The sequence below is a fragment of the Halococcus sp. AFM35 genome, assembly GCF_051195015.1.
Classification (GTDB): Archaea; Halobacteriota; Halobacteria; order Halobacteriales; family Halococcaceae; genus Halococcus.
In genome coordinates, this window is the sequence record NZ_JBNTJU010000007.1 from 39,285 (window position 1) to 55,597 (window position 16,313).

General features: G+C 65.7%; 19 protein-coding genes. 8 read left to right on the plus strand and 11 right to left on the minus strand.

Annotated elements, in window-relative coordinates; genetic code table 11:
- Positions 1-22: 22 nt before the first annotated feature.
- Positions 23-541: a DUF7523 family protein gene (locus tag ACQUQO_RS07385; RefSeq protein ID WP_435077330.1), complete on the minus strand. Its 519-nt coding sequence runs from the start codon at positions 539-541 to the stop codon at positions 23-25.
- Positions 542-842: 301 nt separating this feature from the next.
- Between ACQUQO_RS07385 and ACQUQO_RS07390 the strand changes: the two genes are divergently transcribed.
- Both ACQUQO_RS07390 and ACQUQO_RS07395 read left to right on the plus strand, forming a co-directional pair.
- The gene (locus ACQUQO_RS07390) at positions 843-1,715 is read left to right on the plus strand and encodes a CbiX/SirB N-terminal domain-containing protein (RefSeq protein ID WP_435077331.1); all 873 of its coding nucleotides are present in this window, start codon (positions 843-845) and stop codon (positions 1,713-1,715) included.
- Positions 1,715-2,770 carry a DR2241 family protein gene (locus ACQUQO_RS07395; RefSeq protein WP_435077332.1) on the plus strand — a complete coding sequence of 352 codons (1,056 nt, stop codon included), beginning with the start codon at positions 1,715-1,717 and terminating at the stop codon, positions 2,768-2,770. The genes ACQUQO_RS07390 and ACQUQO_RS07395 overlap by 1 nt, the downstream gene beginning before the upstream one ends.
- Here ACQUQO_RS07395 and ACQUQO_RS07400 read toward each other — a convergent pair.
- From ACQUQO_RS07400 to ACQUQO_RS07410, 3 genes are all read right to left on the minus strand, one after another.
- Positions 2,764-3,375: a DUF7524 family protein gene (locus ACQUQO_RS07400; protein ID WP_435077333.1), complete on the minus strand. Its 612-nt coding sequence runs from the start codon at positions 3,373-3,375 to the stop codon at positions 2,764-2,766. The two genes, ACQUQO_RS07395 and ACQUQO_RS07400, sit on opposite strands and share 7 nt — an antisense overlap.
- Before the next feature lie 2 nt (positions 3,376-3,377).
- On the minus strand, positions 3,378-3,572 hold the full coding sequence (locus tag ACQUQO_RS07405; protein ID WP_435077334.1) for a methytransferase partner Trm112: 195 nt from the start codon (positions 3,570-3,572) through the stop codon (positions 3,378-3,380).
- 225 nt (positions 3,573-3,797) lie between these two features.
- Positions 3,798-5,162 (minus strand): adenylosuccinate synthase, encoded by a 1,365-nt coding sequence (locus tag ACQUQO_RS07410; protein WP_435077335.1) that lies wholly within the window; start codon positions 5,160-5,162, stop codon positions 3,798-3,800.
- Positions 5,163-5,434: 272 nt separating this feature from the next.
- On the opposite strand from ACQUQO_RS07410, the gene ACQUQO_RS07415 reads away from it, so the two are divergent.
- Entirely contained in the window at positions 5,435-5,740 is a 306-nt protein-coding gene (locus ACQUQO_RS07415) for a hypothetical protein (RefSeq protein ID WP_435077336.1), read from the plus strand.
- A 1-nt stretch (position 5,741) separates the two neighbouring features.
- On the opposite strand, the gene ACQUQO_RS07420 is transcribed toward ACQUQO_RS07415, so the two are convergent.
- The 3 genes from ACQUQO_RS07420 to ACQUQO_RS07430 all read right to left on the minus strand — a co-directional run bounded on the left by ACQUQO_RS07420 (position 5,742) and on the right by ACQUQO_RS07430 (position 8,217).
- Complete coding sequence (locus ACQUQO_RS07420) at positions 5,742-6,302, minus strand: GNAT family N-acetyltransferase (RefSeq protein WP_435077337.1); 561 nt, start codon at positions 6,300-6,302, stop codon at positions 5,742-5,744.
- A gap of 55 nt (positions 6,303-6,357) precedes the next feature.
- The gene (locus tag ACQUQO_RS07425; protein ID WP_435077338.1) at positions 6,358-7,062 is read right to left on the minus strand and encodes a hypothetical protein; all 705 of its coding nucleotides are present in this window, start codon (positions 7,060-7,062) and stop codon (positions 6,358-6,360) included.
- 417 nt (positions 7,063-7,479) lie between these two features.
- The gene (locus ACQUQO_RS07430) at positions 7,480-8,217 is read right to left on the minus strand and encodes a proteasome assembly chaperone family protein (protein ID WP_435077339.1); all 738 of its coding nucleotides are present in this window, start codon (positions 8,215-8,217) and stop codon (positions 7,480-7,482) included.
- 79 nt (positions 8,218-8,296) lie between these two features.
- Here ACQUQO_RS07430 and ACQUQO_RS07435 point away from each other — a divergent pair, with 79 nt between their 5' ends.
- A complete protein-coding gene (locus ACQUQO_RS07435; protein WP_435077340.1) occupies positions 8,297-9,205 on the plus strand; it encodes an RsmB/NOP family class I SAM-dependent RNA methyltransferase in 909 nt (302 codons plus the stop codon).
- Entirely contained in the window at positions 9,202-9,723 is a 522-nt protein-coding gene (locus tag ACQUQO_RS07440; RefSeq protein WP_435077341.1) for a DUF7122 family protein, read from the plus strand. The genes ACQUQO_RS07435 and ACQUQO_RS07440 overlap by 4 nt, the downstream gene beginning before the upstream one ends.
- On the opposite strand, the gene sugE is transcribed toward ACQUQO_RS07440, so the two are convergent.
- Complete coding sequence (gene sugE / locus ACQUQO_RS07445) at positions 9,710-10,030, minus strand: quaternary ammonium compound efflux SMR transporter SugE (protein ID WP_435077342.1); 321 nt, start codon at positions 10,028-10,030, stop codon at positions 9,710-9,712. The genes ACQUQO_RS07440 and sugE overlap by 14 nt on opposite strands.
- A 119-nt stretch (positions 10,031-10,149) precedes the next feature.
- Here sugE and ACQUQO_RS07450 point away from each other — a divergent pair, with 119 nt between their 5' ends.
- Complete coding sequence (locus tag ACQUQO_RS07450) at positions 10,150-10,956, plus strand: hypothetical protein (protein WP_435077343.1); 807 nt, start codon at positions 10,150-10,152, stop codon at positions 10,954-10,956.
- A gap of 5 nt (positions 10,957-10,961) precedes the next feature.
- Here ACQUQO_RS07450 and ACQUQO_RS07455 read toward each other — a convergent pair whose 3' ends face one another.
- Positions 10,962-12,536: a DUF790 family protein gene (locus tag ACQUQO_RS07455; protein WP_435077344.1), complete on the minus strand. Its 1,575-nt coding sequence runs from the start codon at positions 12,534-12,536 to the stop codon at positions 10,962-10,964.
- Positions 12,537-12,576: 40 nt separating this feature from the next.
- Positions 12,577-13,914, minus strand: a complete 1,338-nt coding sequence (locus tag ACQUQO_RS07460; protein WP_435077467.1) for a DEAD/DEAH box helicase family protein — start codon at positions 13,912-13,914, stop codon at positions 12,577-12,579.
- 129 nt (positions 13,915-14,043) lie between these two features.
- Between ACQUQO_RS07460 and ACQUQO_RS07465 the strand changes: the two genes are divergently transcribed.
- Positions 14,044-14,787: an esterase/lipase family protein gene (locus ACQUQO_RS07465; RefSeq protein ID WP_435077345.1), complete on the plus strand. Its 744-nt coding sequence runs from the start codon at positions 14,044-14,046 to the stop codon at positions 14,785-14,787.
- Between the two features lie 53 nt (positions 14,788-14,840).
- On the plus strand, positions 14,841-15,467 hold the full coding sequence (locus tag ACQUQO_RS07470) for a nucleotide exchange factor GrpE (RefSeq protein WP_435077346.1): 627 nt from the start codon (positions 14,841-14,843) through the stop codon (positions 15,465-15,467).
- Here the strand turns inward: ACQUQO_RS07470 and ACQUQO_RS07475 are convergent, their stop codons facing one another.
- Positions 15,468-16,163: a YqjF family protein gene (locus ACQUQO_RS07475; RefSeq protein ID WP_435077347.1), complete on the minus strand. Its 696-nt coding sequence runs from the start codon at positions 16,161-16,163 to the stop codon at positions 15,468-15,470.
- Positions 16,164-16,313: the final 150 nt, after the last annotated feature.

Sequence of the window (16,313 nt, forward strand, 5' to 3'; positions counted from 1 at the left end):
CCCACCTACGGGAGCCAGCGCTTCAATCCGTCGGAGTCGTCACAACCCCCGCGAGCGCCTCTTCGATGGTGCGCACCGCGTCGGGACCGTCCCGCCGACCCACAGCGACCACGAGTCCGTCGCCCGCGACACCCGCAGCAGCCACCTCGACATCCTCGACGGCCAACCGGTCGAGGACCTGCGCGAGCGCCCGAGCATCGACTTCCCCGGTGGCGAGCACGCCCGTCAGCGACCCTGTGTCGGGAACGAGCGCACGCCCGCCGACCGCGAGCAGCGCGTCGTTTTCGTCGTTTTTGCTGCCCATCTCGTCGGTCTCTCTCGCACCGAGACCGCTCTGCATCGTCACGCGAACGTCGCGCGAATCGGACTCGTAGGCGGACAGTTCGTCGGCGTAGCGCCGGAGTGCGGCGGCCACGGGGTCGAGGTCGCCGACGTCGAGGAACCGTGCGGCGGCGGTGTAGTTGAGCACGCCCGCCCGAAGCGCCTCGAACACGAACGGATTTCGACGCACCGCGCGTCTGGTGTCGGCGGCGAGAGTCATACTCCAGAATGAACTGTCGAGCACGAAAAACTCGACGTACCTAAATGAGGAGCGCTGCATCTCATCGAGACCGCAAACCCTGAGTCAAATGAGTGACCGCCTCCGTACCGCCACCGCCCACATACCTCCCCAGCCGATTCGCTCACTCGCTTCGCTCGTTCGCTCATCCCTCGCGCGAGTCGTGCCTTCGGCACTTCCGCGCGCCGACCGCAACCCCCGTTCGTCGGTCCTGATGCGGTGAGGCCCGTTTCGATAACGGGGAGGCGAAGCCACTAAACCGGTCGCACTCGTCGGTTTCGGTATGCCGGCACTGGTCATCGTCGCCCACGGCTCGCACCTGAATCCCGGCTCGCACGACCCGACGTTCGCCCACGCCGACACCGTGCGCGCGGCGGGGGCCTTCGACGAGGTGCGCGAGGCGTTCTGGAAGGAAGAACCCTCCTTCCGGGAGGTCCTGCGAACCGTCGAGAGCGATGAGGTCTATGTCGTGCCGCTGTTCGTGAGCGAGGGCTACTTCACCGAGCAGGTCATCCCGCGCGAACTCCGCTTGGCAGACTGGGACGTCTCGCTGTGGGATTCGGATGGCACCGACGCAGACACGGCCACCCTGACGCCCACGGACGTCGACAAAACCGTCCACTACTGCGGCCCGGTCGGCACCCATCCTGCGATGTCCGACGTCATCGTCCAGCGCGCCGAATCGGTGACTGGAGACCCGGACGTGGGCGAAGGGGTCGGTCTCGCGGTCGTCGGCCACGGGACCAATCGCAACGAAAACTCCGCGAAGGCGATTCACTACCACGCCGAGCGCGTCCGCGGGATGAACAGGTTCGAAGAGGTTCATGCGCTGTTCATGGACGAAGAACCCGAAGTCGACGACGTGACCGAGTATTTCGACGCCGAGGACATCGTCGTCGTGCCGCTGTTCGTCGCCGACGGCTATCACACCCAAGAGGACATCCCCGAGGACATGGGCCTGACCGACGACTACCGCGAGGGGTACGATATACCAACCGACGTCGATGGCCACCGCATCTGGTACGCCGGCGCGGTCGGGACCGAGCCGCTGTTGGCCGACGTGCTCCTCGAACGCGCCGCCGACGCCGGTGCCGATGTCGACGAGGCGCTCGATATCGTGCGCAAGCGAACCGCCACGCCGGCGGCGGGTGATTGATGAACGACACACAGTTAGGGGCGCTCCGGGAAGCCGCCGCCGACGGCGTGGCCTGCGATGGGCTATCGGCCACGCGGAACGATTCGGGCTACGTCTTCACAACGCCGGAGGTGAGCCACGATGGATTGAGCGAGACCGAGTTCGACGCGCTCGCGACCGAAAACCCGTGGTTCGTCTCGAACTGGCACTACTGGCAGGAGATGAGCGAGACGAACGAATCCTTCCTCCGGTGGGTCGAACACGCCGCCGAACTCGGCGTGCGCGAGCGCTACGAGACGCTCGTCGACGGACTCACGCGCGAGTGGGGCCAACTGCTAATCACTGCGACGCTCGGCACCGATGGCGAGCGCAGCTACGAACTCCGCCATACGGCCGACGCTGGGGCCGAACGTCTCGACACCTACCACGACCCGCGTGAGGCACGCGACATCGCCACCCTCGACGACGACGGCGACTATCGCCCATTGAAGACCGCACCCACGCTTCGGGAGGGGTGGCGCTTCGCCGACCTCGACGGACGTGACCTCACCAGAACTGTGGAATTTTTCTACCCGGCGACGGTCGCGAACTGGTATCGCGAGCGCACCGGCGAATTGGACGTCACCCACTTCCGCGAGACCGCCGAGCGCCAGACCGGAATTTATGACGTGGTCGACGACCTCGATGTCGGTGGCGTCGAAAACCTCGCAGAGGCCTGCTGTGTCGACTCACAGTGTCTCAAACGCCGCGAGTGGGACGAGGACGACGAAACCGACCTCGACGTGCCCCGTGGCGACGGCGAGTTTCCCTGCCGGGAGCCGTGTTCGCTCGTCATCGCCGCCGCCCGACGCTTCGCCATTCTCGAAAGCGAGGAGACCCGGACCTACGAGCTCGAACTGACGCCGAGCGAGCGCTCGCAGTTGGGGGAGCTGGTCGATGCGGTCGCCGATGGGCGCGTCGAGGAGATTCGGGAGGCCGACGTCGGCGACGGTGCGAACCGCTACCGGGCGCGCTATCTCCGGGCGAAACGACTGGACGAAGGGGAGTTCGAGAGCCTGCGCGAAAGGAATCAGTAGAGCAGGAGATAGCCGGCGACGACGAGACCGGCCAGCACGGCGAACGCGCCGATATACAAGGCGATACCCTCGACGAACAGCAGCGCGATACCCAGAATGATGAGGAGTGCCGTGCCGCCGAGCACCACCGAACTGTCGAGACCGTCGACCGTTGCTGCCGTTCGCGTCGTTCCGCCCGTCGTCGACCGCGTCGACGTTCGCGTCCGGCCGGCATCGACAGTGTCGTCCGTGCGCTCGATGAGCGATTCGTCGATGTCGACGCGCTCCTTGCCGGCTGTCGGCTCGACGGTGATTTCGACCGCTTCGGTCTGGCTGCCGTAGGCGGTGGCGACGGTGAGATAGCCCGTGACGGGACCGGTTTCGTGCACCCGTATCGGGACGCGGGTCGTCGCGCCGGGGCGGACGTAGTGGTTGCTCGTCGGTATCGAGGCGATTGCCGAGAGCGCGTCGTCGAGGCGGAGGTGGACGTGGGTCGCCTCGCCGTGGTTGTCGAGTTCGACGACGAACGAGTCCGCACTCGCAAACGTCGTCGGCAGCTCGACGGAATGGAGGTCTTCACGGTTCAGATGAACGGCGAGCGTTCCCGAAGCGGTCGATTCCGCCATACTCAGGCCGGAGCGTCCTCGCGCATGTCCGGCGGGAGCAGGTTCGGAATGCCCTCCTCGATGGGGTACTCCTCGCCACACTCCGTGCAGACGAGTCGGCCTTCGAGCACCTCGTCGTCGGTCCGCTGGATGACCTCAAGGTCGAGTTCCTGCTTGTCCATCGGACACCGAATGATGTCCATCAGCGACTCCTTCATCGGCGCTCACCGCGATTCATGGACGACGTGACGACCGGCGGTGATAAAAGCGTGGCGCTCGCCCGCGGTTGCGGCTGCGGTGGCGCGGTCGCGGGCGGCGGCCGCGCCGCGCGCGCGGCGGCTGCGATGCGGTCGCGTCAGCGGTTGCTGGGCTGTGCAGGCCTGGCGGATGAAGGGCGAGTAAACGAAGTGAGCGAGGGCTTCGGCGGTGCTGTGCAGTGTCGTTTACGCGAACGGGTCTTCCCGGACGACCGTCTGCTCGCGGCCCGGACCGATACCGACGGCGTAGATGGACGTGTCGAGTTCCCCGCTGATGTACTCCAGATACGTGCGTGCGTTCTCCGGGAGCGCGTCGTAGCCCTCGTCGGCGACCGTATCCCAGTCGGCGTCGGCCCAGCCGTCGAAGCTTTCGAGGGTCGCCTCGCAGTCGGTCCAGCGTTCGGTGGTCGCCGGCAGCGTGAACAGCTCTTTGCCATCCAGAGCGTAGGAGTGACCCACCTGCACCGTATCGAGACCGGCGAGCGTGTCGATATGGTTGACGACGAGTCCGGTGAATCCGTTCGCACGCGTCGCGTGCCGCAGCATCGGCATATCGAGCCAGCCGATGCGTCGCGGCCGACCCGTGACGGTGCCATATTCGCCGCCGGCCTCGCGGATGTCCTCGGCGAGACCCTCGTCGCCGCGTTCGGTGTCCTCCTCGTAATCAGGTGTCTGGCCCACGACACCGCCGAGTTCCGTGGGCAGGGGACCGGTGCCGACCCGCGAGAGATATGCCTTGAGGATGCCGACGATTTCGCCGTCGCCGACGATTCCCGGACCGAGTCCGGTGCCGGTGGCCGCCCCGCCGGCGGTGGGATTCGAGGAGGTCACGTAGGGGTAGTTACCGTGGTCGATGTCGAGAATCGTGCCCTGTGCGCCCTCGAACAGTATTTCTTCGCCGTCGTCGATGCGGTCTGCGAGGAAGGTTCCGGCGTCGACGGTCATGTCCTCGCTGGCGAGTCGCTCGCCGAAAGCGGCGTACTGGTCGTACAGCGCGTCGATATCGAACGCCTCACCGGTTTCGACGCCGAAGACCTCCTCGGCGAGCGCGCGCTTCTGCGGAACGACGTATTCCAACCGTTCACGAAGGACCTCTGCGTCAAGGAGGTCGCCGACCCGAATGCCCCGCCGGCCGGCCTTGTCCTCGTAGGTCGGTCCGATGCCTCGTCCCGTCGTGGCGACGTCGAAATCGCTCTCGCTTTTGACGTCTTCTTCGATACCGTCGAGCACGCGATGGTACGGGAGGATGACGTGCGCGCGTCGGGCGACCCGCACGTCGGGGTCGATACCGCGCTCGCGAAGCGCGTCGAGTTCCTCGAAGAGCGTGTCGGGATTGACGACGCAGCCGTTGCCCAACACGTTGACTTTTCCCCGGATGGCACCGCTCGGCACCAACGAGAGTTTGTACTCCTCGCCGTCGTGGACGACGGTGTGGCCGGCGTTGTCGCCGCCCTGATACCGACAGACCACGCTTGCCGATTCGCTCCAGCGGTCGGCCATCCCGCCCTTGCCCTCGTCGCCGAGCTGTGCGCCGACGATGGTGACAGTCATACCTGCGCGTTCCGACCTTCCGGGTAAACCGATTTCGGTGTGCCTGTCGGTACGGTCCCGACAACTATCTCCATTTGATGGTATCCTTCGTCGTTTCATGCCGAAGGCCAGAAAGTATATGTGATACGCCCACCCATATCGGGATGAGCGAAACGGACGACCGAGGACGGTACTGCGGCGAATATAGCGACCACACTCGATACACCGGCAGCCGTGGCCGCTATTTCGGAGCAGTAACGTTTAAATGCCACACCCACGAGTTAACAAATGCCATGATAGACCGACTTGAGAAGGAAGTCGATATGCTCGAACGCCATCTGCAGGTGCTGCGGATGGTCATCGAGAGCGAACCCATCGGCATCGTGAAGATGTCCAACGAGACTGGCTACCCCCATCACAAGGTGCGCTACTCGCTGCGCGTGCTCGAAGAGGAATCGCTCATCGAGCCGTCGAGTCAGGGGGCCATCACGACCGACCATACCCAAGAGTTCGTCGACGAACTCGACGACAAGGTCGACAGCATCGTCGAGAAGCTCACGGGAATGAAGATCGGCGACACCGCCGAAGCCACGTCCTGACTCACTGTTCGTTCCACTCGCGGCGCAACAACCCGTACTGCACCGTATCGCGGTACTCGCCGTCGATAAATCTGGCCTCGCGCCCGCGACCTTCCTCGACGAACCCGAGCGAGTCGAGCAGTCCACGCGAGGCCGCGTTGTAATCGAAGGCATGCGCGCCGATACTGTGGACATCGAACGTCCGGAAGACGTACTTGACGACGAGTGAAACCGCTTCTTTACCGTAGCCCTCGCCGTGGTGGTCGGGCACGAGCCAGTAGGCCAGAGCGGGGCGGTCCCAATCGACGTGTGTGACGTTGACGACACCAATCGGCTCGGTTTCGTCTTCAGCCGGGTGGTCGGGACCCGCATCGTCGAGACAGACGAGGAAGCTGACGTTGTGTTCGTCCTCGATGAACTCCTCGAAGTGATCGTCCATCTGATTGCCGTTCATGTGGGTGACGGTGCCGAGCGGGTAGCGAATCTTCGGGTCGGCGTGGGCGCGCTGGAGGAACTCGCCGTCCGCGCGCTCGACCGTTCGCAGCGTGACCCGCTCGCCCTGCTCGATGCGTGCTCCCGGCATGGTCGACGCTGATTCCCCTCACGTAGTTTTCTTTCGAATCGTGGCCGTGGGCGATTCAAGGCATCGCCGTCGGGTTCACGACGCACGCTTCAGGTGCGTCGCCGCTCGCAACCGCGATGTCGGCGACGGTCCTCGAATCCGGCAGCGCAATGGTTGCGCCCGCGAGCAGCGGGGCGACGACGCCGGTCGCGACGGTCCCCGGCCGGGACAGCGACGCGCGCACTGCGATGGTTTCGCCTTCCTGCATCCCCGTTCGCTCGATAGCTCTCTCGGCGGCCGCAAGCAGCTCGGCGTGGGTACACCGTCCATCGGCAGTGGCGAGCACCGAGTCCGTGGGACCGATACCGGCCGGTGCGAGCGTCGGGTTTTCGCTCCAGACGTCGCGCTCGAAGTGTTCGATGTGGGGGTCCTCCGGCGGGTCACCGTAGGCAATCGCCGTACCGCCTGGCGGGAGGTCGAACGCTTCGATGCTCTCGGTCGGCGCGACGACAGCGCGGGCGTCGGTTGTGGTGGACGACTCGAAGTGGGCGATGGCCCCAAGCGATGCCGCACCGAGAAAACTCAAGAGCGCTTCCGGAGTCTTGCCGACGATGGCGACTTCGTGACCGTTCCGGACGCCGCAGTGGTGCAGGAAGTTGCCCGTCTTCCAGGCGTTCGTGAGGAGTCTGTGGGTGTCGTACTCGCGGCCGGTGGTGGCGTCGTGGAGGACGATTCGCTCGCCGCGGCGTTCGCGCACGAGGAGTCCGCGCAGCGTGTCCATGCCGTCATCTCGCGCTCGCGGTGTGAAAACACCGCCGGCTGGCGGCGGTGGTGAAGGTGGTTGCGGTGCGGTAGCGGGGCTGTTCCTGGCGTCTGCGGTCGCGGAGCGAGCCGAGGCTCAGGAGAGCGTGCTCTCCTGGCGGATGAAGGGCGAGGCGCACCCGTGCGCCGAGGGCTTCGGCGGTGCTGTGCGGTTTGCGGGGTGGTCGTGGCAGGCAGTCGTGTCCGCGCGAGCGAAGTGAGCGCGGTTCACGAGAGACGCTTCGCGTCTCTCTGGCTCTCGCTCACTCTCTGCGGTCGTTCACGAGAACACCGCTCGCGCGGTTTTGCGAGCGGAAGTTTTTAGCGTAGCTTTTTGCAAGCGGGGGTGCGCGACCGAGCGGCACGAGGGAGCGCATCCCCCCGCAGTAAAAAGGTACTATTGGAACATCCGTATCGGTTCGGCTTGGGAACTCTCGTCGTCGGCTTGGTGCATCCGTTCGGCGAGGCGTTCGCGTGCCTCCTGGATCTCTTCGGCCTGTTCGACGAGGTCGGACGTGTCGATGTCGATGCCGGTGAGCGGTTCGATGCCGCCGTCGAGCAGCGCGCGGGCGGCTTCGGGGTCGGGGAACTGCGGGTTGGTTTCGGCGATGAGACCGACGCTCGTGTAGTCCGCCTGCTCGGCGTGGTAGAGCAGCGCGCCGGTCGGCCCGCTCACGAGGCCGCCCTCGGCGGGTGGGACGATGCCGGCCTCGTCGAGCAGGTCGTTGCCCGCGCCCGTCGACACCCCATAGACTTCGGGCACGTCGTCCGACTGGTCGGGCAGACCGCTGAGGTACAGCGGTGTGACGTCATTGTCGGCGAGCCAGCCGGTGATGCAGTCGGCAAAGCCGGTCGCCTCGTTCGGCGAGACCGGGACGTCGCTCTGGAGGACGAGGAGGTTCCGCTCGGCGTCGGCGTGGAGACGGACGGGCGGTCTGAGTGCCGAGCGCTCGCCGCGATAGACACCGACCTGTGGGACGCCGCTGCAGTGAACGCCGGCGTAGTAGTCCATCCCGAAGCTATCGACGAGGTGGTCGGCGACGATCTTGCCCACCAGTCCCAGACCCGGCAACCCCTCGACGAGCATCGGTTCGTCGAGTTTGATATCGTCCGCAACGACGTCGATGTGTGCCATGCTCACGTCTTCGTGGCGAAGCGACTTAATACTCCCCCGACTCCGAAATCGACAAGCGACCCGACGCGAACGGTCTTCAATGGACGTGCTCGAACGATACGAACCGCTCGTCGACGATGTCGCGGCGTTCCGTGCGGCCTGCGAACGCCCCTTGCCGTCGGTCGTCCGGGTCAACTCGATTAAAGCGACGCCCGAGCGGGCAACGGCGGCGCTCGACGAGGATGATGTGGACTACGAACCCACCGAGTGGCATCCGGGTCTCCTCCGGCTCGATTCGCGGAATCCGGGCCGAACGTGGGGGACCTATCACGGCTGGCTGCACGGCCAAGAGGAAGTCTCGGCGCTGCCGGCGCTCGTCTGTGACCCCCAGCCCGGCGAGCGCGTCTGGGCTGCCTGTGCCGCACCCGGCGGGAAGGCCACCCAGCTCGCCGCGCTCGCTGACGACAGAGGGATGGTCGTTGCGAACGACAGAAATCTGGGACGGCTCTCGGCGCTGCGATTCAATGCCGAACGCCTCGGCGTCACCTCGATGGCCGTTACGAACCGCGACGCCAGAAACTACTCGCTCAAGCCCTTCGAGTTCGAGGAATTCGACCGCGCGCTCGTGGACGCGCCGTGTTCGTGTGAGGGCACGATTCGCAAGAACCCGGACGCGCTTGAGAAGTGGTCGCTCGAATACGTCGATTCCGTATCCGACGTCCAGCAGGCCATCCTTCGGCGGGCGGTGCAGGCGACCCGTGCCGGTGGTGTGGTGGTGTATTCGACGTGTACGTTCGCGCCGGAGGAGAACGAGGCGGTGCTCGACAGCGTGCTCGCCGCCGAGGACTGCCGGCTCGTCGACTTCTCCTGTGACCTCGAAACCCGGCCCGGCATCACCGAATGGCAGGGTGAGCGCTTCGACGACAGCGTACGGCGGGCCAAACGCATCTACCCCCACCTGAACGACACGGGTGGCTTCTTCTGTGCGAAAGTGGAGGTCGGCGGATGAGCGAGCGGGCGAACGACGGCTCGCGGTTCGACCGTTTGCCCGCCACCGCCGACGCGCGCGCCGTCGAAGGCCGGGCCACCCGTCGAGAAGTCCTCGATTTCTGGGACGAGCGCTACGGGATTGTCCCCGAAACCTTCGAAGACTGCTCGTTTTGGGAGAAGGGCGCGGGAAAAATCTGGGCGTTCTTTGGCGAGGTCGAGGGTCCGCTCACAATCGAGGCGCTCGGCATCACCTTCCTCCGCACGCGCCAAGAGCACTGGAAGCCCACCACCGATGGGGTCCAGCGATTCGGCCGGCACGCGGGGAAAAACGTCATCGAGTTGGATGACGGCGAGGCGCGGCGGTTCGTCGCTGGCGAGGACCAGCAGGTGGACTGGGACGGCGACTGGGGCTATCTCATCGCGGCTCACGACATCGCCGGCGAGCGCGAACCGCTCGGCGTCGGCCTGTTCATCGACGGCGAACTCCGCTCGCAGGTGCCGAAGGGTCGCCGGCGCGAACTGGTCAATGAGCCGTGAAATTCAATCCGACGACGCCGACGACGATGAGCGTGATGAACCCCACGCGGGCGGCGCTCGATGGCTCGTCGAACAGGACGACGCCGAGGGTGGCCGCGCCGACGGCCCCGATGCCGGTCCAGACCGCGTAGGCGGTGCCGATGGGCAGCGACTGCACCGCCCGCGCGAGCAGGAGCATGCTGATGGCGAGCGAGATGACGGTGAGAATGCTGGGGAGAAGCCTCGTGAACCCCTGTGAGTATTCGAGACCGATGGCCCAGCCCACCTCGAACAGACCGGCGACCGCGAGCGTGAGCCACGCGTTCATACCCGAACGCCAGCCGTGGCGGTGATAGGGGCTGCGATACGTCCCATGACGGCAGTCTTTCTGTCGAAAACCGTTGTCTGTAACAAAATATTTAATACACCTCTTCATGAGATGCTGACATGGGTGCGATATCAGCGGGACGACAGGCAGTCGGCGCAGTCACACGGAACCCGATACTCATCGTCGCCACGGTGTTGCTCGGCGTCATCCAGCTCCCACAGCTGTTCGTCCAGTCGGCCGACTCGGCCGTCATCGTGGTCGCTTCCGGAGTGCTCTCGCTGCTCTTTTTGGTGCTCTATCCGTTCCTCTTCGGCGGTATCATCGGCATGGGCAACGAGGCAGTCGAGGGGAAGACGAGCCTCGGAACGTTCGTGAGCGCCGGCAAGGCGAACTACGTCTCGCTGCTCGGCGCATTCTTCATCCTGCTGGGAATCGGCGTGGTGTACGTCATCGGGATGCTCATCGTCGGCGCTGTCGGTGGGTTCGCCGTCGTCTCGACCGGTGGTGACGCCCTCGGTGGAGCCGCGTTCCTCGGTCTCGTCGCGGTCGTGCTGGTGGCCTTCCTGCTGTATTTCGTGCTCCTCTTTTTCATCCAGTTTTTCGGACAGGCAATCGTGCTCGACGGCGTGGGTGCCGTCGATGGGTTCAGACGGAGTATCGGGGCGGTCCGCGGCCACAAACTCAGTACGCTCGGCTATTCGCTCGTTCTCGCGCTCATCGGCGGCGTCTTCGGCGTGTTCGGGGCGGTGTTCGGACTGCTCGGGACGCCGCAGGCCGCCGGCGGTTTCCCGACGCCGTCGCTGGGTGTAGTAGCCGTGGCCGCCGTCGTGTTCGTTGCGCTCACCGGTGTCGTCGGCGCGTTCTCGATGACCTACGGGGTCGCGTTCTACCGTGACATCCGCCCCGCCGAGCCAAGCGCGCCATAGCTCGCTCACTCCTTTTTCTGAATCGTGCCGCCGCTCAGACCCTCCCACTCGACGCGGTAGCCGAGCTTCGAGAGCACCGCGCTCGTGTCGTCGATGTCTTCGGCGGCGAGTCGTTCTTCGACCGCCGCGAAATCCATGCCCGGCTCGATATCGGCGTCGAGCGCCGAGAGAACGGCTGGACGGACGAGCGTCCGCCCGACCGTCTCGTGGTCGGGAAACGCCTTGTCCTCGATGGCGCTCTCGCTCACGCCGTGTTCGGCGGCGAGCGCCGAAAGTGAAATCACCCGTTCTGCGGGAACGAGTGCGTCGGGCAGCGCAGCCGCACTCGCCTCGTTCAGTCGGGTTTCGTATTCCCGGAGCGCATCACGGACATCGCGGACTCGCACCGTCTTCGAGTACGGAATGGCGCGCGCGTCGCGGGCTTCGAGTTCCTCGCCGACGCCGAGCGATTCGTCGACCGCGACCAGCAGTTCGACGTCTTCCAACTCATCTATCTGGGCGAGTTTCTTCGCGACGTACTCGGGCGTCCAGAAGCCCATGATTTCGAAGAAGACACGGAAACCACGGGAGTGCGCGGTCTTCCCTGCTCCCGAGTCGCCATCGGCGACATCGGGAATCCCATACTGCCACTCGAAGGCGAAATCGGGAATCATCACCCGCGCGCCGGTTTCGAGCGGTTCGGGTTCGCGGGTGAGCGCCCAATCGAGGTCGAGCGCCGCGAATCGCGCGGCGAAGTCCGCCTCGACGTGGCTATCGTACTCGATTTCGACCACCGGTGCGGTCCCCGGCGGCTGGAGGTCATCGTGGGTGAGGTGGAGTTCGCGCTCGGTGCCGCGGTCGTCGATGGTCGCCGTGAGGTCCCACTCGCCCGCCTTTGTGACGGTCCTGAGCAGTCTGGCGAACCGGGTGCCATAGCGTCTGGTTCGGCGAAAGAGACTGTCGGGACCCGTCACCCGCACCTCGCGTTCGGAGAGCGCCGTCCCGGAATCGCCCGTCTTCCGAATCTCGTACAGCAGTCGGAGACGCTTGACCGCCGCGACGAGCGCTTTCGGGTCGGAGCTTCGAATCCTGAGTTCGGTCGCGTCGAAGAGAACTGTTTGCGCCAACGAGAGGTCGTACTGTGCGCAGAGTTCGTCGGGGTCCCACGGTACGGTGAGGTCGGTGAGGACCTGTCGCTCGTCGAGGTCGGCGTACAGCGAGCGTGCAACGGTTTCGGCTGAGGCATCGAGTCGGTCGGCGGCCCGCGACAGCGCGCGCTCGCGGTCGTCTTCGGTCACGACGCCGACCGATTCGGCGGCTGCGAACGCCGCGCTGCGGGCACGTTCGGGGACTATCTCACTACGAGTCTCGAAGGTCGCCTCCCGCTCGACGAGTTTGGCGAACCCGCGAACGAGCTTGAAATCGTCGGCGTCGCGCTCCAGTTCCGCGAGCGCCGCGTCGAGGTCGGCCCGCGACTCGCCGACGTGGCCCTGATAGACCCCGATGACCCGTGCGGCGAGCGGACGGTCCTCGCGGGTCGAAAACTGCGGATGGTATCCTCCACCCGCCCGCGACACTCGGAGGAGGTCCTTCGTGAGCACGATTCGGATTGGGTGCCGACCGCCTAAACGCCCTCGCCCGTCATCGACGGCGCTCGGCGACCCGCTCTTCGGCGGTCCCCTCGGTGACGACCTCGTAGAGCAGTGCTCGTCCCCCACCTTCCGTCGGCCGTAGAATCCGGCCGAGGCGCTGGGTGAACTCCCGTTCGGAGCCGCTGCCCGAGAGCACCACCGCGACGTTCGCGTCCGGGACATCAACGCCCTCGTCGAGGACGTTCGCGGTGACGACCCGCGAATACTCACCCGTCCGGAACTTTTCGAGGATTGCCCGGCGCTCGTTCGCACCCGTCTGGTGGGTGATGGCGGGGACGAGAAAGCGCTCGGCAAGGCGATAGACGAGGTCGTTGTGGGCGGTGAAGACGATGAGTCGGTCCTCACGGTGGCGCTCCAGGATGTCGGCGAGCGTTTTCACCTTGGCGTCGGCGTTCAGCATCACTTCGCGGGCGCGCTGGTTCGCGAGCAGCGCCGCGCGCGCTTTCGGGTCGCTACCCGAGCGCATGACGAGCTTTCGGTAGTCGCTGCCACTTCGCATATCGAGGGTCGATTGGGCGAGGTAGTCGGTGAACACCTGCCTGTGGCGGTCGTACTCGTCGCGTTCGGCGTCGGTCAGCGAGACGTCGAGGCGCTTGATGTCGTAGGCCGCGAGGTGCTCGCCGGCGAGTTCCTCCGGTGTGATGTGGTGGACGAGCGGGCCACATAGTTCCTCGATGACCTCGTGTGCGCCGTCGGGGCGCTCGAACGTTGCTGTGAGGCCCAGTCTGGCGGGCGCGGCGAGCAGGCGGGCGATGTCGCGGTAGCCCTCACCACCGAGGTGATGTACCTCGTCGAAGACGACGAGTCCGAACCGGTCACCGATGTCCTCAGCCCGCAAGTACGCCGAGTCGTAGGTCGCAACCGTGAGCGCCTCGACGCGCTGTTCACCGCCGCCGAGTTGACCCACTGGAACGTCGAGCTCGGTTTCGAGTTCGCGCCGCCACTGCTCCAGCAGGTCGATTGTGGGCACGACGACGAGCGTCGCCGTCCCCGACTCTTCGATGGCTCCGATACCGATGACGGTCTTCCCGCTGCCGGTGGGGAGTTCGAGCACTCCCCGATGGTCGTTTGCCCGCCACGCAGCGAGCGCTTTTCGTTGGTAGTCCCGGAGTTCGTAGGTGGAGGCGACATCGAGCGCCGGCGCAGCCAGCACGTGGTCGTCGTAGTCGATATCGTGGTCGTCGAGCACTGCGACCAGTGCCGCGTAGCGGAAGGCGGGCACACGAGAGGTCTTCGAGCGCGGGTCACTCTCGACGGGGAGGTCGAGGTCCGCGTCACCCTCGACGCGGATGGTGCCGTCCTCGAAGGTGAGCGTGACGGCGGTCACGGCCGTCAGTCTGCACGCGATGAAGTAATCGGTGTCCTTTCGTTCGCCGCTCGTGGCGGCCATCACGCTGTTTAAAATCCCGGCGCGGGACGGCACCATCGATATTCCGATTCGACGTCTGGAGCGGGCATGGAAGACACCGAACCGACGGCGACGCGACGGTCGGTCATCAGGGGTGCGCTCGGGGCTGGTGTCACCGCTCTGGGCCTCTCGACTGTGGGCACCGCCGCGGCCGGTGACGGGCCGCCGGCCGCAGAACCGGTCTTGCTCGTCAACGGTTACTCCGACACCGAGGACACGCCGTGGTGGGACGTCCTCGAATCGCACTTCCGCGATGTCGGCTATACCGACGACGAGGTTCACCGCGCCGACCTCGGTGACGTCCCGGGAACGACGGTGGACTCGCCAACCGAGTACGCGGAAGTGGTCGCAGACCGTCTGGCGGCCATCAGCGAGGAGTACGGGGGCGAGGTCGACGTCGTCGCCCACTCGATGGGCGGCCTCGACTCACGATGGGCCATCGAAAAGTTGGAGGCCGCGCAGTACGTCGACGACCTCGTGACGCTCGGTACGCCCCATCAGGGAACCTACGTCGCGTATCTCGGCGCGCTGACCGACGGCGGCCGCGACATGATTCCGGGCAGCGAGTTCTTGGAGGCGTTGAACGACGGTCGACTCGCCGAGAGCGTCGGGTATCTCGCGCTCTGGAGCAGCGCCGACGAACTCATCGACCCCGACGAGTACGCGAAACTCCCCGACCCGGAGGCCGCGTCGGTCGACGTGGCGCGCAGCGAGAACTCGGGCTATCAAGAACACATCCAGCTCGTCGCCGACAGGGACGTGTTCGAGCAGTATTACCGATTCCTCGGCTGACCGGCTCGCCGCCTTTCTGAATCCTTTTGTCCGTGTATCGGCTCCGTTCGACCATGAGCGACAACGACGTCGGGGTCGACGAGGCCGCCGAGGACAGTCCGGTCGAGAAAGCCGCGGCGAGCGCCGATGTCGTGGCCGACGAATCCGACGAATTCGAAAGCCTCGAAGCACGCATCGAGGCCACGCCGACGGACGAGCTGGCCGCGGAGGTCCGTGCGCTCCGTGAGCGCGCCGCGAGTGCCGAGCGGAACGTCGAAGAGCAGGGCAAGGCAATCGACGACCTCGAATCGAAACTGAAGCGCAAGCAGGCCGACTTCCAGAACTACAAACAGCGCACCGAGCGCCAACAGGAGGAGCTTCGCGAGCGCGCCACCGAAGACCTCGTAACCCGCCTGCTCGACGTGCGCGACAACCTCTCACGGGCGCTCGAACAGGAGGAGGACGCCGGCATCCGCCCGGGCGTCGAGAGCACGCTTTCGGAGTTCGACCGGGTGCTCGATGAGGAGAACGTCACGACCATCGAACCCGATGCGGGCGATGCCGTCGACCCCGAGCGCCACGAGGTCATGCTGCGCGTCGACAGCGACCACCCCGAGGACACGGTCGCCGAACTCTATCGGCCGGGCTACGAGATGGGCGAGAAGGTGCTCCGGCCAGCGCAGGTCACCGTCAGCGAGTAGCTACCGCTTCCGACTCGGTGAGGCGACGATTTCCACGCCGGGGCTGTAATGACAGACCGGCTCGCCAGCCGGGTCGGCGAAGCCGTTCGCCCGGAAAATCGTGTTCTCGGCTATCGTCACGTCGGCGGGATACAGCGGCCAGCGGTCGTGGTTCACGTTCGAGTAGCGCACCGTGCCGTCGGGCGCTTCGGTATAAAACCGGTAGCGCTCGGTGAGAAACGCCGCCAGCGAGCCGGGAGCGGGGTCGAGGCGCTCGCCCGCCCGTTCGTAGCCAGCGCGGAAGTGGACGGGTCTTGCTCCCGGATGGGCGCGCCGAGAGGCGAAGCGAACGCGACCGTCCGCGCCCCGCTCGTGGCGCATGCGCGTGTAGTAATAGGGGAGGTGATGGAACAGGCGCGCGCCAACCACGCCCAACACGCCCTCGGCGTCGAGGCTGAAGAAATAGACGCTCGGGGTGTCGCCAACCGTGACGTAGGTCCGGAGGTTGAGTTCCGGGAGGTCCATCCCGAACCGGGCGGGCAGTCCGCGCGGGCGGACGGCACCGTTGGTGAAGGGGACGACCGAGAGCCACGCCTCGTCGTCGTCGTGGGTGTCGACCGCGAGCGCATCGGGGAGATGGGCCGAAACGATATCGGGGTCGACCGGCCAACTGGCAAAGAGGAGTTCCCGCCAGTCCATCGCGAGGGAGACGACCATGCCCGACCGAGGGCGTCGAGCGGTTTGGTCCTTTTCGACCGACCGGATGACCGGTCGTGTTGCGGTCCGATTTATACGCCGTGGGTCAGCCACTCGCACGAAACGAAAACCGCAACAGGGGAGACCAACGGGTCGATGGGATGAGTCGGC

Excerpts from the sequence above, each read along its gene's own strand:
- ACQUQO_RS07475 (WP_435077347.1), bottom strand. The coding sequence starts at position 16,163 with ATGGTCGTCTCCCTCGCGATGGACTGGCGGGAACTCCTCTTTGCCAGT.
- ACQUQO_RS07470 (WP_435077346.1), top strand. The coding sequence starts at position 14,841 with ATGAGCGACAACGACGTCGGGGTCGACGAGGCCGCCGAGGACAGTCCG.
- ACQUQO_RS07415 (WP_435077336.1), top strand. The coding sequence starts at position 5,435 with ATGATAGACCGACTTGAGAAGGAAGTCGATATGCTCGAACGCCATCTG.
- ACQUQO_RS07400 (WP_435077333.1), bottom strand. The coding sequence starts at position 3,375 with ATGGCGGAATCGACCGCTTCGGGAACGCTCGCCGTTCATCTGAACCGT.
- ACQUQO_RS07405 (WP_435077334.1), bottom strand. The coding sequence starts at position 3,572 with ATGAAGGAGTCGCTGATGGACATCATTCGGTGTCCGATGGACAAGCAG.
- ACQUQO_RS07430 (WP_435077339.1), bottom strand. The coding sequence starts at position 8,217 with ATGGCACACATCGACGTCGTTGCGGACGATATCAAACTCGACGAACCG.
- ACQUQO_RS07410 (WP_435077335.1), bottom strand. The coding sequence starts at position 5,162 with ATGACTGTCACCATCGTCGGCGCACAGCTCGGCGACGAGGGCAAGGGC.
- ACQUQO_RS07395 (WP_435077332.1), top strand. The coding sequence starts at position 1,715 with ATGAACGACACACAGTTAGGGGCGCTCCGGGAAGCCGCCGCCGACGGC.
- ACQUQO_RS07435 (WP_435077340.1), top strand. The coding sequence starts at position 8,297 with ATGGACGTGCTCGAACGATACGAACCGCTCGTCGACGATGTCGCGGCG.
- ACQUQO_RS07420 (WP_435077337.1), bottom strand. The coding sequence starts at position 6,302 with ATGCCGGGAGCACGCATCGAGCAGGGCGAGCGGGTCACGCTGCGAACG.
- ACQUQO_RS07450 (WP_435077343.1), top strand. The coding sequence starts at position 10,150 with ATGGGTGCGATATCAGCGGGACGACAGGCAGTCGGCGCAGTCACACGG.
- ACQUQO_RS07440 (WP_435077341.1), top strand. The coding sequence starts at position 9,202 with ATGAGCGAGCGGGCGAACGACGGCTCGCGGTTCGACCGTTTGCCCGCC.
- ACQUQO_RS07385 (WP_435077330.1), bottom strand. The coding sequence starts at position 541 with ATGACTCTCGCCGCCGACACCAGACGCGCGGTGCGTCGAAATCCGTTC.
- ACQUQO_RS07465 (WP_435077345.1), top strand. The coding sequence starts at position 14,044 with ATGGAAGACACCGAACCGACGGCGACGCGACGGTCGGTCATCAGGGGT.
- sugE (WP_435077342.1), bottom strand. The coding sequence starts at position 10,030 with ATGAACGCGTGGCTCACGCTCGCGGTCGCCGGTCTGTTCGAGGTGGGC.
- ACQUQO_RS07425 (WP_435077338.1), bottom strand. The coding sequence starts at position 7,062 with ATGGACACGCTGCGCGGACTCCTCGTGCGCGAACGCCGCGGCGAGCGA.
- ACQUQO_RS07390 (WP_435077331.1), top strand. The coding sequence starts at position 843 with ATGCCGGCACTGGTCATCGTCGCCCACGGCTCGCACCTGAATCCCGGC.